The 13,420-nt window shown below is 54.2% G+C and carries 13 protein-coding genes and 1 pseudogene; 12 read left to right on the forward strand and 2 right to left on the reverse strand.

Features of this window, described 5'->3' with window-relative positions; translation table 11 throughout:
• The first annotated feature begins 219 nt into the window (after positions 1–219).
• The 5 genes and pseudogenes from KQX66_RS30725 to KQX66_RS30745 form a co-directional block, all read left to right on the forward strand.
• Complete coding sequence (locus tag KQX66_RS30725) at positions 220–552, forward strand: hypothetical protein (protein WP_216797216.1); 333 nt, start codon at positions 220–222, stop codon at positions 550–552.
• On the forward strand, positions 549–758 hold the full coding sequence (locus KQX66_RS30730) for a hypothetical protein (RefSeq protein WP_216797217.1): 210 nt from the start codon (positions 549–551) through the stop codon (positions 756–758). The genes KQX66_RS30725 and KQX66_RS30730 overlap by 4 nt, the downstream gene beginning before the upstream one ends.
• A gap of 88 nt (positions 759–846) precedes the next feature.
• Positions 847–1,956 carry an IS200/IS605 family element RNA-guided endonuclease TnpB gene (tnpB, locus tag KQX66_RS30735; protein WP_216797218.1) on the forward strand — a complete coding sequence of 370 codons (1,110 nt, stop codon included), beginning with the start codon at positions 847–849 and terminating at the stop codon, positions 1,954–1,956.
• 114 nt (positions 1,957–2,070) lie between these two features.
• A complete protein-coding gene (locus KQX66_RS30740) occupies positions 2,071–2,973 on the forward strand; it encodes an erythromycin esterase family protein (RefSeq protein WP_308647307.1) in 903 nt (300 codons plus the stop codon).
• Positions 2,974–3,260: 287 nt separating this feature from the next.
• Positions 3,261–3,789 (forward strand): annotated as a pseudogene (locus KQX66_RS30745) (IS110 family transposase); the annotation flags it as partial.
• A gap of 319 nt (positions 3,790–4,108) precedes the next feature.
• Here the strand turns inward: KQX66_RS30745 and KQX66_RS30750 are convergent.
• The gene (locus KQX66_RS30750; protein WP_216797224.1) at positions 4,109–4,834 is read right to left on the reverse strand and encodes an MBL fold metallo-hydrolase; all 726 of its coding nucleotides are present in this window, start codon (positions 4,832–4,834) and stop codon (positions 4,109–4,111) included.
• Positions 4,835–4,967: 133 nt separating this feature from the next.
• Here KQX66_RS30750 and KQX66_RS30755 point away from each other — a divergent pair, with 133 nt between their 5' ends.
• The 4 genes from KQX66_RS30755 (at position 4,968) to KQX66_RS30770 (ending at position 8,791) form a co-directional block, all read left to right on the forward strand.
• On the forward strand, positions 4,968–5,561 hold the full coding sequence (locus KQX66_RS30755) for a TetR/AcrR family transcriptional regulator (protein WP_216797227.1): 594 nt from the start codon (positions 4,968–4,970) through the stop codon (positions 5,559–5,561).
• Positions 5,562–5,720: 159 nt separating this feature from the next.
• Positions 5,721–6,698: a Gfo/Idh/MocA family protein gene (locus tag KQX66_RS30760; RefSeq protein WP_216797229.1), complete on the forward strand. Its 978-nt coding sequence runs from the start codon at positions 5,721–5,723 to the stop codon at positions 6,696–6,698.
• 24 nt (positions 6,699–6,722) lie between these two features.
• Positions 6,723–7,706, forward strand: a complete 984-nt coding sequence (locus KQX66_RS30765; RefSeq protein WP_216797231.1) for a Gfo/Idh/MocA family protein — start codon at positions 6,723–6,725, stop codon at positions 7,704–7,706.
• Positions 7,707–7,717: 11 nt separating this feature from the next.
• Positions 7,718–8,791, forward strand: coding sequence for a hypothetical protein (locus KQX66_RS30770; RefSeq protein WP_308647306.1), 1,074 nt, complete (start codon positions 7,718–7,720; stop codon positions 8,789–8,791).
• 25 nt (positions 8,792–8,816) lie between these two features.
• Here the strand turns inward: KQX66_RS30770 and KQX66_RS30775 are convergent, their stop codons facing one another.
• Positions 8,817–9,698 (reverse strand): AraC family transcriptional regulator, encoded by an 882-nt coding sequence (locus tag KQX66_RS30775; RefSeq protein ID WP_216797233.1) that lies wholly within the window; start codon positions 9,696–9,698, stop codon positions 8,817–8,819.
• Between the two features lie 217 nt (positions 9,699–9,915).
• Between KQX66_RS30775 and KQX66_RS30780 the strand changes: the two genes are divergently transcribed.
• The 3 genes from KQX66_RS30780 to KQX66_RS30790 all read left to right on the forward strand — a co-directional run bounded on the left by KQX66_RS30780 (position 9,916) and on the right by KQX66_RS30790 (position 13,223).
• A complete protein-coding gene (locus tag KQX66_RS30780) occupies positions 9,916–11,232 on the forward strand; it encodes a DUF1800 domain-containing protein (protein ID WP_216797235.1) in 1,317 nt (438 codons plus the stop codon).
• Between the two features lie 16 nt (positions 11,233–11,248).
• Positions 11,249–12,490 (forward strand): DUF1501 domain-containing protein, encoded by a 1,242-nt coding sequence (locus KQX66_RS30785; RefSeq protein WP_216797237.1) that lies wholly within the window; start codon positions 11,249–11,251, stop codon positions 12,488–12,490.
• Positions 12,491–12,662: 172 nt separating this feature from the next.
• Entirely contained in the window at positions 12,663–13,223 is a 561-nt protein-coding gene (locus tag KQX66_RS30790) for an acyltransferase (RefSeq protein ID WP_216797239.1), read from the forward strand.
• Positions 13,224–13,420 lie beyond the last annotated feature (197 nt).

The raw sequence follows: 13,420 nt of genomic DNA on the forward strand, positions 1-13,420 counted from the left end.
ACCGCCGTATACCGAACGGTACGTACGGTGGTGTGGAAGGTCGGCTATCCCACTCATGGATAGCCTCCTATCCGATTAGGATGCGTAGGTTTTTTAAATAAAATTTAAACAAAATCGTTCTCCGAATTTAACCTGTGGTTGATAGGATGGAAGCCGAGTGACCGCATAGGACGAATGGCGGTTTCTACACCAACGTACCGGACAAAAGGAGAACGAATGATGTACAAGCTGAAATGGACAGTGACGCAAGCCGTTATTGCGGCGGTGGCGGCGACCTGCTTGATTCCTCAGGCGGCGTATGCCGAAGTCAAGGAAGCGACGGAAGCGAAAGCTCCGCTTAAGGGCTCGGTAGAAGACTATAATCTCGCATGGGGGAACTGGATGAAGTCCCATGCGTATGCGCTCGAATCGATTGAGCCGGAAACGGTATCGAACGGTTCGATTGAGAAGGGGAAATTTAAAGATTTATCCTTTCTAAAGCCGCTTTTGATGGATAAGCGGATCGTCTATTTAGGGAAAATTCCCACGGCGTCGCGGAGTACAATCAGGTGAAAACCCGGCTGATTCAATATTTGCACGAGGAGCTCGGCTTTGATGTGATCGCCTTTGAATCGGGGATGGGGAATGCGGCAGGCGCCTATGCCCGCGTCGAGTCCCGTACGCCGGAAGAACTGATGAAGGATGCGATCTTTGGGGTATGGTGGAGCAAGGAGACGCTGCCTTTATCGTTAAGGCTGAGCAGACGCCCTCTTCGATAAGGGGGAGATGAATCAGCATATCTTGTATACGAATACGAACGCACGTGCTATAATTGTCATAAATTCACCAAAAGAGGTAAATTCCCGCATGTTGCATCATAAAGCTTTTCGCTTTCGCATTTACCCTACGGAGGAGCAAACGACGCTGATCCACCAGATGTTTGGATGCGCTCGCTTTGTCTTTAACCACTTTCTTGCGAGGTGGAACGACACCTTCCAAGAAACAGGCAGAGGCTTGTCTTACCAGACCTGTGCAACTGGGCTGCCAGCGTTGAAAAAGGAATGGCCTTGGCTCAAGGACGTGGACAGCATTGCTTTGCAATCCGCCGTTCGCAGCCTGGCAGATGCGTTTGATCGCTTCTTTCGAAAGCAAAACGATCCGCCTCGTTTCAAGAGCAAACGCAATCCCATCCAAAGCTACACCACGAAGTTTACGAACGGCAATATTGCCGTTGTCTGCGATCTGCTGAAACTTCCGAAGCTGGGATGGGTGCGCTTTGCCAAGTCCCGTGAAATCGAAGGACGGATCTTGTCTGCTACGGTGCGTCGAAACGGCACAGGCAAGTACTTCGTTTCGATCCTGTGTGAAGTAGACATCCTGCCGCTTCCTCACGTGGATACCGCCATCGGCATAGACCTCGGCATCAAGTCGTTTGCCGTTTGCAGCAGCGGAGAAAACGTTCCGAATCCCAAGCACCTGCGCACCTACGAAAAGCAACTTGCGTTTTGGCAGCGACGTTTGTCTCGTCGACTGAAAGGTGGATCGGGCTATCTAAAAGCGAAGCAAAAAGTCGCTCGCATACATGAGCGAATCGCTAACGCTCGGCAAGACTTTCTGCATCAGTTCTCAACCAAGTGGATCCGTGAAAACCAAACGATCTGTCTGGAAGATTTGCAGGTTCTAAATCTAATGAAAAATCACAAGTTAGCAAAGTCCATTGCCGAAGCAAGTTGGTCAACCCTTCGCACGATGCTGGAATATAAAGCAGCGTGGTATGGTCGCACGATCAGCATGGTCGCCAAAAATTATCCAAGCAGTCAGCTTTGTCATGTATGCCAATCGCGCAACCCCGAAGTGAAAAATCTAAACTTGCGAGCGTGGACCTGTTCAGGATGCGGGACGCACCATGACCGTGACCACAATGCCAGCATGAACATCTTGCAAGAAGGACTGCGTTTGTTGGCGAAGTTGGGCTGAACTGCGGGAACCGCAGGGATCGCTTGCTCAAGAAGAGAAGGATGCTTCTCTGTTCGCAAGAATCCCCCACCTCAGCGCCATTAGCGCAGGTGGTGGGAGTGTTCAATCGACTATATCAAGCAAAGCGCGGGTACGGAGCGTCCGCTTGCGGTCAGCGGCTTTGATATGCAGATTCAGTTCCCTTACGCTTCGTTTATGAAGGAATGGATCGGAACGAAGGATGCCGGGCTGGCCGATGCGTTTGTCAAGGCCGAGGAAGAACTGGCCGACTGGAGCGAGAGCAAGGATGCCGCCGCTTACGCTCAGGCGAAGCCTAAACTGCTCAAAACCTACGAAGACATGAGAGTTTTTCTGGGGACCCATGCAACCGAGCTGCAGGCGCAGTATCCGAAAAACAGTCATTTGCTCGAAATGACGCAGCGGGTCATGGACGACCGGATTCGTGTCGTGAAGGAGTACACGGAGGTTGTCATTCGCAGCAACACCGCTACGGAGCAAGGGGATTACGAGCCTTTTCTGCAAACGATGCGCATTCGCGACGAAATGCTGGCAGACAACTTGACTTGGCTCGCAGATCATATATATCCGAACAAGAAAATCATCGTCTGGGGCCATAACGACCACATCCGCAAAAACAATTCGCAGGTCATGAACTCTCCGTACTCCGGAGTGAAGCTGATGGGCGAGCTCATGCCTGACAGGCTGAAGAAGCAAAGCTATGCGATCGGCCTGTACATGTATGAAGGCGAGGCAGGCAACAATATGGCACAAACGTACAAGATCGGTACGCACGAGCCCGGCAGCATGGAACACATTTTGAAGCAAGCCGGACATCCGTATACGTACGTCGATTTGAAATATTGGAAGAACAAGAAGGGCACCTCGTGGATGTTCCAGCCCCGCATCTCGCTCGATTGGGGGATGTTGCCGGAAAGCATGATTCCGCGGGAACAATTCGACGGCCTGCTGATGATCGACAAGGTTCACCCGCCGACGTATATAAGAACGAAGCCTTAAGCTTTTGACCCGTTCTTTCTGTTCAGTGAATAAAGTAATAGACCCCCATGCCGCTGACGCGGCACTAGCAGATGATGAAAATGGGTGGATTGCAATATAATTGACTTACGGCTGGCGAAGGGAGGTCGGCGGTCAATGATGCTTCGAGCCCGAGTCTTAGACAGACCCCAACGACCAGGTGCATTACAGATTGTTGCTCCGTTATGGAAGCACGCAAGATAGAATAACCATTCGGTGGTTGTTGCACCAGCCCTTCAATCTTGCATGCCGTAAGGAGAGTTCTACAAATGGACGTCGTTTACAGCCGTGTATGGGCTTGACGTTCACAATAAAGAACATCGTCTCTTGCCGATCACACCCGAAGGCAAGGAGAGATCCGAACGTTCAGCACCATGATCGATGATCTCATTCTGCTCGTCGACTGGATCAAAGGTCAAAGGTTGTACTCACGCAGCGATGGAGAGCACCGGATCTTTCTGGAAACCCATTTACAATCTGTTGAAGCTTGAGGATATTGAAGTGCTCGTTGTGAATGCTCAGCATATCAAGAATGTTCCGGGTCGCAAGACCGACGTCAAGGATGCGGAATGGATTGCTGGTCTACTTCGACATGGCCTACTAAAAGGCAGCTCCATTCCTAATCGAGATCAACGCGAACTTAGAGAATTGATCCGGTATCGCCGCAGCCTCATTGAAGAGCACGCCCGGGAAGTGAGTCGCATTCAAAAAGTATTGGAAGTCGCCAACATTAAGCTGTCCTCCGTCGCCAGTAATGTGCTCGGGAAATCGGGGAGCGCGATGATCGAGGCGATGATCGCCCCCCACTTATGTTCTTGGGCGGGGCTGTGTCCAGATCAGAACGAAAGCGCCGGAAAACGAAAACGCGAAGTGATCATCAGACAGTCCATAAGGAAGCTGGAGTCATTAGGCGTTTCGGTCACCGTTTATGCGGCTGCCTCCTGATTGTCGCTGTTTTTTGGCAGTACACTGCTGATCACCCTGGCCGTTTTTTGTCGGTCCAAGGGTCAGTTTCGTATTGTCTTTTTCAGGTCTTCCATCGAGAAATATTTTCAAGATAGACTGTTGCTGTTGTATTGAGCTCAGAGATAGGGGCTCTGATGCTCAGCCTTTTTGGTTAAACGGCCGGTAGACCTTTCAGATATTCGGCATGGCGGCGAACTTCATTCACCCCCAGCGGGCCGCCGTGACCCAAATAAAATGTGCGATGGCCGGATGAGATTAAACGCAGAAGCTCCTCGGCTACCTGATGTGGATCGTCTTCGAAAGGCGGTCGAATGGCGTGGTTTTTCCTCATGATGCCGCCGAGCAGAATACCCGAGGCCAAAAGATCACCCACCATAGCATCTTTTGACTCCAGTTCAACCGAAATAGATCCCGATGTATGCCCAGGCGTATGGGTAACCGTGCCAGGTACGCCAAAACTCCGCAAATCGATGGCCTGTTTTCCGGATACCAACAAATCCGGTGTAAATCCCTCATAAGGCTGAAGTATGAAGCCCGTTCTGAAGAACAGACGGGCAAACCGTCCCGTCGGGCAGAACGTCATCTCCTCCTCCCTGCTGTAATGCTTGGCGTCGCCCTCATGGGCGAGTATAGGAGCTCCCGTAAGTTCCCTCAATCTTGCCGCACTGCCGGCATGATCGACATGCGCATGGGTGATGATGATGAGCTTGATGTCCTTGAAGGTCAGCTTCTCTTTCGCGAGAGCTCTTCCTATTTTCCGCTCGGATCCCGGTATACCGGCATCGACCAAGACGCAACCGTCCGGTCCAAGCAGCAAATGGGCGTTCACCATGTGCATCGGAAGAATGGGAATGCGGATAATTTTAACTTTCTTCATAAGCGAGTCACCCCTTATATAAAAAATACCGAACGGTTCGGTTTTTTTATAGGATAACAAATATTTCTCGAATATGCGAGAGAAATGTTAAAATGAAATACAATTATTCTACCGTTTATGGAGGGCTGCTTTCATGCGCAAGGGCGAAAAGACACGCCAGCATATTATTGAAAAATCAGCCGGGCTGTTTAATCGAAAAGGGTACGCCGGCTCTTCGATACAAGACATCATACAAGTCACCGGATTGACCAAAGGCGGCGTGTATCGGACATTTTCCGGGAAAGACGAAATCGCGCTTGAAGCGTTCGATTATGCCTCGCGGATTCTGATTGAGAAATTCTTGAAGGCTACCGAAAAGGCGGAGACGGCGATCGACAAGGTCATGGCGGTATGCTCGGTTTACGAAGATCCTGTCAACCATCCTCCGATCGAGGGTGGCTGTCCCTTGCTTAACGCTGCGGTGGAGGCGGATGATGGATACCTCCCGCTCAGAGAGAAAGCGGTAGCTGCGCATGGTAAATTCACTGCGTTTATTCAAAGCATATTAAACGAGGGGGTCTCTACTGGGGAGCTGTCCTCAGCTCTTAATACGGAAGCCTTCGCTTCATTTGTCGTTTCTTCGTTAGAAGGCGGGGTCATGGCAAGCCGGTTAACTCGGAACAACGAGCACATCGGGTTCGTGATTCAGCAGATCAAGCTCGTCATTTCGACTTATCAAAAAATATAAAAGAGAAGCGGACTTCATGATCTCTGAACGAGCTGTTTTGAGAGAAACGATCAATATCGTGCTAAAAATGAGCAATTCCATGCCGAGACGGCACGCTTCCCGTAGGTTATAATCGGAAGCATCCGAACAGCTTCGGAATACCGTCAAGGAGGGTTACTCATGAAAGTCGTCGTCGTTGGTTGCGGGGGAATGGGGCGGATTCACGCTATCCATTATGCGTCCATGCCTGAAGTTGAGCTGGTCGGAGTATGCGATATCGAGGTTCATTTGGCCGAGCGGCTGGCGGATGAAACGAATTGCCGCGCTTTTGCTTCCTATGAAGAAATGATGTCCGCCGTCAAGCCTGATCTGGTCAGCATTGCGCTGCCTACTTATTTACATAAAGAATACACGGTGAAGACAGCGGCGATTGGCGCGCACGTCGTGTGCGAGAAGCCGATGGCTCTGACGCTGGAGGATGCGGCGGAGATGATCCGCGCTTGCGAGCAGGCGGGCGTTCGTTTGTTCGTCGGCCACGTCGTCCGCTTCTTCCCGGAGTATGCCGATATCAAACGGAAGGTCGAGGCCGGGGAATTGGGCAAGCTCGGAGTAGCGCACGCGAAACGGTCCGGCAGCCATCCGGCGAAGGTGAAAGAATGGTTCGGCAATTTCGAGCAAAGCGGTGGCGTGATCCTCGACCTGATGGTTCACGATATCGACTTTATGCGCTGGGCGCTCGGCGAAGTGAAATCGGTGTATGCGCTTAACCGGCGCGATCAAGAGATGGATTATGCGCTGGCGACGCTTGTGTTCGAGCAAGGGGCCGTCGCCAATCTGGAAGCCTTCTGGGGGTATCCTGGACCGTTCCATACGAAGGCGGAAATCGCCGGGTCGGATGGCATCGTGCGCAACAGCAGCCTGGAGGCGCAGTCGCTGCAATTGGTCCGGGTATCCGAGGGCCAGGACGGCCCTGCCGCCGTGGAAGTGCCGGGCAGCCCGGGCTATCACGATCCGTATTATTACGAGCTGCGCCATTTTGTCCGGTGTATCCGCGAAAACCGCGAGTCGATCGTGACGCCGAACGATGCGTACAAAGCGGTTGAAATTGCGCTTGCCGCCATTGCATCGGCCAAAACGGGCTCTGCCGTGCATCTCTAATTCCACGTGAGGAGGAACGCTACGATGAACAAATTAAAAATAGGAATGATCAGCTTCGCGCATGGTCATGCGTTCAGCTACTTGAACTCGCTCGTTGCCATGCCCGAGGTTGAAGTAGCAGGAATCGCAGACGAAGTGAAATCCCGCGTGGAGGCTGTGACGGAGAAGCACGGCATCCCTTATTTTGAAGATTACCGGGAGCTGCTTTTGAAGGAGATCGATGCCGTCGTCATCTGCTCGGAGAATGTCCGGCATGCGGAGCTGGCCATCGCGGCGGCGCAAGCGGGGAAGCACGTCCTGTGCGAGAAGCCGCTTGGCGTCTCCAAGCGGGAGATGGAAGAGATGATCGCAGCCTGCAAAGAAAACGGCGTGCAGTTGATGACCGCTTTTCCATGCCGCTATCTGCCTGCGGTCGTGCAAGCGAAGCAAGCGGTCGAGCGCGGCGAGATCGGCGAGATCGTGGCGATCAAAGGCACGAACCGCGGCAGCTTTCCGGGCGGATGGTTCGCCGACAAGGCGCTGTCCGGCGGTGGTGCAGTGCTGGACCATACGGTGCATGTGATGGACTTGATGCATTGGTTTCTCGGTGCGGACGTGCAGGAAGTATACGCCTATGCGGCGACGGTGTTTCAGGAGCAGGATATCGACGATGCCGGTATGGTTCACGTCAAGTTCGATAACGGCGTTTTCGCCGTCCTGGACCCGAGCTGGTCGCGCAACCGGAGCTTCCCGACCTGGGGGGATGTGACGATGGAAATCGTCGGCACGCGCGGAGTGCTCTCCGTCGATGCCTTTGCCCAGAAGAACGATGTGTACACCGTTCAGGCGGGCAAAGGGGAGTGGAGCTATTGGGGGGACAATATGGACGAATATTTGGTCCGATCGTTCGTCGAGGCGCTGCTCCACGGCACGTCGGTCCCGATTACGGGCGAAGACGGGATGAAAGCCGCGGCCGTTGCCCTTGCTGCCTACGAATCCGCAGCGCAAGGACAGCCGGTCCGGTTGTAAGGAGCGCTGTAGTGAAGGCGGGAATCAAGGCAAAAATCGAAGTCGCGCTTGAGGTAGCCGGGCTCGGGAAAAACGGGCTGCAGGTCTCATATTTGGCGGAAGGCGCATGGCATGAAGCTTACCTGATCTCTACGACGGAAACCGGGCCATTAGTGGTGCGGTTTCCTAAGCCTTTTTCTTACGGGAAGCCGTTTGTGTATAACGAACGGGAGCTGAAGGCCGAATATGGCGGCCGAGGATTGTATTACCGGCTGGCGAACGGGGTGAGCGAAGGCATCTGCCCTCCGTATTATACATATTACGTCAGTCCGGAGCTTAGCTTTACGATTGAAACCTACAGCGGGCCCGTCATGTCGCTTGCGGCAGCGGACGAAGTCGAATCAGCCCGGTGGGGAGCGCAGTGCGGACGATTTTTCCGGCAGATGGACCGGACGAGCGTCGAGCTGGAAGGGTTCGGATTTCTGGATTGGAAGGACGGAAAACTTCTCGGCGATCATCAACAGGATTTTCATGTGTATTGGGCAGACGATACGGAGGGATACCTGAACTCGTGGGAACGGCTGGAGCGTGCGGGATATGACAGCGAAGCCGCGGTTGTGAAGCGAATGCTGGACGAAATCGTCCCGTTCCGCTTGCGGCGTACGCCTGGATTAAGCTTGACGAACCGGGACGTATCGCCGGAAAATCTCATTATCTGCGAAGTGGGGGTCCGCTTGATCGATCCGGTGCCGATCCTGTATGACGGTCTCGCGTTTGCCGGCAACGTGTTGAACAATTTCAACACGTTGTTTCCGTCGTTTCACCGCTCTCCGCGGTACGAGCGTCACCAGTTCGACCGGTACCGGCCTTTGCTCCGGGCATTCGCCGACGGATTTCTCGAAGGGTATGCGCAAGGCGATCCCGAGCTGGTCTACGCGGTGCGCGTGGAACAATTTCTGATGCTGCTGGACCTGACCTGCGACCATATCGGGCTGCTGGAGCGCGAGATGACGGAGGAAGCGGTGCTGCGCTATGGCGACCAAGCTGCGGTGGAGGAGCGAATTCCCACCTATATCGCTGGCTTGGAGCAGTTTCGTTTATCGTGACAAACGGCTGGAAAGCGCCGTCCGGTTAACCCGGCGGCTGACCGGCGTAACGGTTTTTGCGGAGCTGGGCCGGACTGCAGCGTTTGTATTTACGAAATAGCCGCCCGAAATAATTCACATCGCAAATGCCGACTTCTTCGGCGATCGTCGTCATGGACCAGTCCGTATCGCGGATGAGCTCTTCCGCTTTGTTAATGCGCAGCAGGTGGACATATTCCATGAACGTTCTCCCGACGGCTGCGCGGAACACGCGGCAGAAGTGATGGCTGCTCATGTTGGCCACCTGCGCGGCGCGTTCAATTGTTAATTTTTCCCGGTAATGCGTTTCGACGAAGGTAAGCACTTCCTTCAGCTTTTCCAGCTTGCGTTTGCCTGCGGCCTCTCCTTGACCGCTGCGGCCGGGGCTTGCGTAGAGACGGGTCAGCACGGTGATCAGCACGGTGATGTACGATTGGATGACGACCTCGAAGCCGGTCTCCTTGCGGTCGTACTCGTCCGCAATGCGGCGAAGCAGGGCCGCGACGGATTCGTAATGCTCGTCGGCGGGGCGCAGATGCACCGGTATGGACAACGGCTCGGTTAAGGAGGCGGCGTAATCCGAATGGGCGACGTGCGAATGAACGATCCGGGTCCGGTCGAACAGAAACGCGCAGTATTCCGCCTCGTCGTCCAGCGTACCGCCTTCGTGAATTTCTCCTTCGTTGATCAGGAAAATATCGCCGGGCACGGCCGTCAGCCGCTGCCCGCCTATGCGGAATTCGGCGCCCCCCTGCTGCACCAGAAGAATTTCGAATACGTCATCGTGATAGTGGGAATAAAACTGGGAAGGACTTTTTTGCGGCAGTACTTTATACGGGAACACTTGTTTGACAATCGGGAGTTCCCGTATGATCAGATCAGAGCGCATGCGAATCACCTCTTGGCTGCGGCCGAATCCGACGAGTTGCTTTGAAGTCGAAGCGGATTCGAAACTTCATTATATTGTACCGAACGGACGCTTCGATTTGAAGCGTTTTTTTGTTTGCGTTTTTTTCAATTGGAACGATCAGCCAAATACTTTTGTAACATTTGTCCTATATAATAACAATATATTAGGAATAAAGACATGCAGGGCGGTGCTGCGGATGAGTGCAGAATGGACGGAAAAGGAAGCGGCGCATTTGCTCAGCCGGGCGACGTTTTTTCCCGGGAGAGAGGAAGTAAATGCGGCGCTTCGGCTCGGGAAGGAGGAGACCGTGCGGCGGCTCGTCGCTGGAGATTCGTTGACAGGCCGGACGTTCTCGCCGGAGCCGATCGAGCGGATCACCGCCGACGGCAAAGCGCTGAATAAAGAGCCGATCGTCGATCAGCAGACCTATTGGCTGTACCGGATGGTCAACACCGAGGCTCCACTAATTGAAAAAATGACACTGTTCTGGCACGGTCATTTTACCACCTCGTACCAGAAGGTCAGCGAGATGCCGTTAATTGTGCGGCAGAACGAGCTGCTGCGCAGTCATGCGCTTGGCAGCTTTCGCGATCTGGTTCGGGAGATTGGCAAAGATCCGGCGATGATGGTGTATTTGGATACGAATTACAGCCGCAAGGGCAAGCCGAACGAAAACTACGCCCGAGAGGCGATGGAGCTGTTCACACTCGGGATCGGAAACTACACAGAAGAGGACGTCAAGGAAGCGGCGCGGGCGCTGACCGGATGGGGCTACGATAAAAAGACGGATCAAGTCAAGTTCAACGCCAAGCAGTTTGATGGCGGCAACAAGACGGTGCTTGGACATACCGGCCCGCTCGATGCAGACGGCTTTGTTGAGGTGTTGTTCCGACAGGATGCGCTCCCGCGTTGGGTGGCGCGAAAGCTGCTCACTTGGTTCGCGACGGCCGAGCCGTCGGACGAGTGGGTGAATGGGCTGGCGGCGGTGTTCGCGAAAAGCTTCCACATCGGCGACACGCTCCGGTCGCTATTTCTCTCCGACGCCTTCTACGCGCCGGAGCTGCGGGGGAGCCTGGTCAAGTCGCCGGCAGAATACGTTGCCGGCATCGCCAAAGCGCTGGAGCTGCCGGTCTCCCGAGGCTACGCGCAGGCGATGCGCAAGATGGGGCAGGAGCTGTACCTTCCGCCCAATGTCGCCGGCTGGCGCGGCGGGACGGCCTGGCTGACGACCGCGAACCTGCTGGCGCGCTGCCAGTTTGCGGAATCGGCCGTCAAGCGGCTGAACCAGGGCCACTTTAGCGCGAAGGACTACATGCAGGAGGCTTCCGCGTCTCCGCAGCAATGGGGGAAACAGTTCGGGCTGAACGTCGGGGTCCGGGAGCTGGGAGAGCAGACGTCTGCGGTGCTGGCGAATTATGCGGATGAAACGTTCATCCATGCCGCCCAGAAGACGAACGGGATGCGCGGCCTGCTCCAGCTTGTGCTGATCAGTCCGGAAGCGCAGATGAAATAGGAGGTGGCAGACGCCGATGAAACTGACGAGAAGAGACTTTCTAATCAAGGGCACGGCCCTCCTGGCGACGCTCGGACTCGGGGGACCGATGATCTTCGCCGAGAACGGTTCGCCGCTCCGGTCGCAAGAGACGGATGACGGCGGCTCCGATTCGTCCGCGCTCGTCGTCATTCAGCTGTCGGGCGGCAACGACGGGCTCAACACGCTCATCCCCTACGGGATGGGCGGCTATTTCGACGCTCGGCCGACGCTGAGATTGACGCAGAGCGAAGTGTTGGCTATCGACAACCAGGTCGGACTGCATCCGAGTCTGACCCGGCTGCACGCCTTGTATCAAAGAGGCAAGCTGGCGATCGTTCAAGGCGTCGGCTATCCGAAGCCGGACCGTTCCCATTTCCGCTCGATGGAAATATGGCAGACCGCGGAGCCGGAGAAGATGGGACGCACCGGCTGGCTCGGCCGGTATGCGGCAGCGTCGCTAAACCGGAACGTCAATCCGCTGAAGGCGCTGCAAATCGGCAGCGCCGCCGGCGGGCTGGCGTTTCAAGCGGAAACGGTCAATGTGCCGGTCATCCAGTCGCTGGAGACGTACTCCTTCCTGGACCCGAAAATGCCGAAGACCGAGCAAAATCGGCTCGCCAAGGCGTTCCTCGATATGTATGACCCGAAGCGGCAAGGTACCGTCATCCGCGTAACCTGCGAGCGCGGCCGGGACGCTTATGACAGCGTCGAAGCGGTCCATCAGCTGGGGGGCGGCTACCAGACGAAGGTGGAGTATCCGAAGACGGCCATAGCCAGAGACCTTCAGCTTGTCGTCAAAATGCTCGCAGGCAAGTCCGGCACGCGCGTCTTTTATTTGCAGCTCGGCGGCTTCGACGATCACGTCCAGGAGAAAGAGCTGCATGCGCGGCTGCTGAAGCAGCTGGACGAAGCGCTCGGCGCCTTCTATGAGGACCTGGAGGCGCAAGGTCTTGAGAATCGCGTCGCGACGATGGCTTTTTCGGAATTCGGCCGGCGGGTGAAAGAGAACGGCAACGGAGGCACGGACCACGGAACCGCCGCTCCGGTCTTTGTCCTCGGCGGCAAAATCAAGGGAGGATTGTACGGCGTGATGCCGAGTTTGACAAATCTCGATAACGGCGATCTGAAATATCAGGTCGATTTCCGCTCCGTATACTACACCGTCATTGACCAATGGCTCCAAGGCGATGCGGCGGGCGTGCTCGGGAAAACGTACGAACGGCTCGGGTTTGTGTAACCTGGCTCGACATAGGATAGGAACAAGGGACCGCTACGAACGTAGCTGGTCCTTTTTGTGCTGCCAAAATGTGGCGAAATTAACTCTACAATTTGGAACAAAAATATAATATAATATACAAAAAGTATCATTATGCAGCAAAACAAATTTTAAAATACGGGGAACTGATTCGATGGGGAACGTCAATCAAAAACGGGCATTTTATGAGTATGTACGATATGCTTACAGACTTTTTCTAGGATTATTGTTTCGCAGACATGTGCAAAAATGCGGGAAAATGTTCAGGGTATGCGGAAAGGTGCACCGCTCGGAGTTAAAAAATACGAATCTCGTCATAGGCAATCATGTGCTGCTGCATGCGGGAGTCGGCTTTTATCTGGATGCGCCCGGAGCGACGGTTGAAATTGGCGACAAAACGTTTATCAACCGGAGAACCGAATTCATGTGCAAACAACACATCCGTGTCGGCAGTTATTGCGCCATCTCCTGGGACGTTTCGATCATGGACACGGATTACCACACGATTATGGACGGGCGGCCGAATACGAAGCCGGTCATCATCGGCGATCACGTATGGATCGGCTGCAAAGCCACGATCTTGAAAGGCGTTACGATCGGCGACGGCGCGATTATAGCCGCCGGTTCCGTCGTGGCTCATGATGTGCCTCCGCGCTCAGTTGTCGCCGGTGTACCGGCAAAAGTCATTAAAACCGATGTCGATTGGCATTTGTAATCCCTTCCTCGGATTTTCCGGACTTGGAGAATCCGAGGATTTTTTTATCGACGTTTATATGCTAAAAGTTGCATTTTGTAAACAATCGGATAGGAGTAAAGTCACGCATTCTTAGCTTGTTCCTATGCATTTTGTCGGATGTCGTCAGCTGCCAACTACATGGTAAAATGGAAACCATTGGAGGCAAAAACCGACAA

Source organism: Paenibacillus oleatilyticus (assembly GCF_018998565.1).
GTDB lineage: Bacteria > Bacillota > Bacilli > Paenibacillales > NBRC-103111 > Paenibacillus_G > Paenibacillus_G oleatilyticus.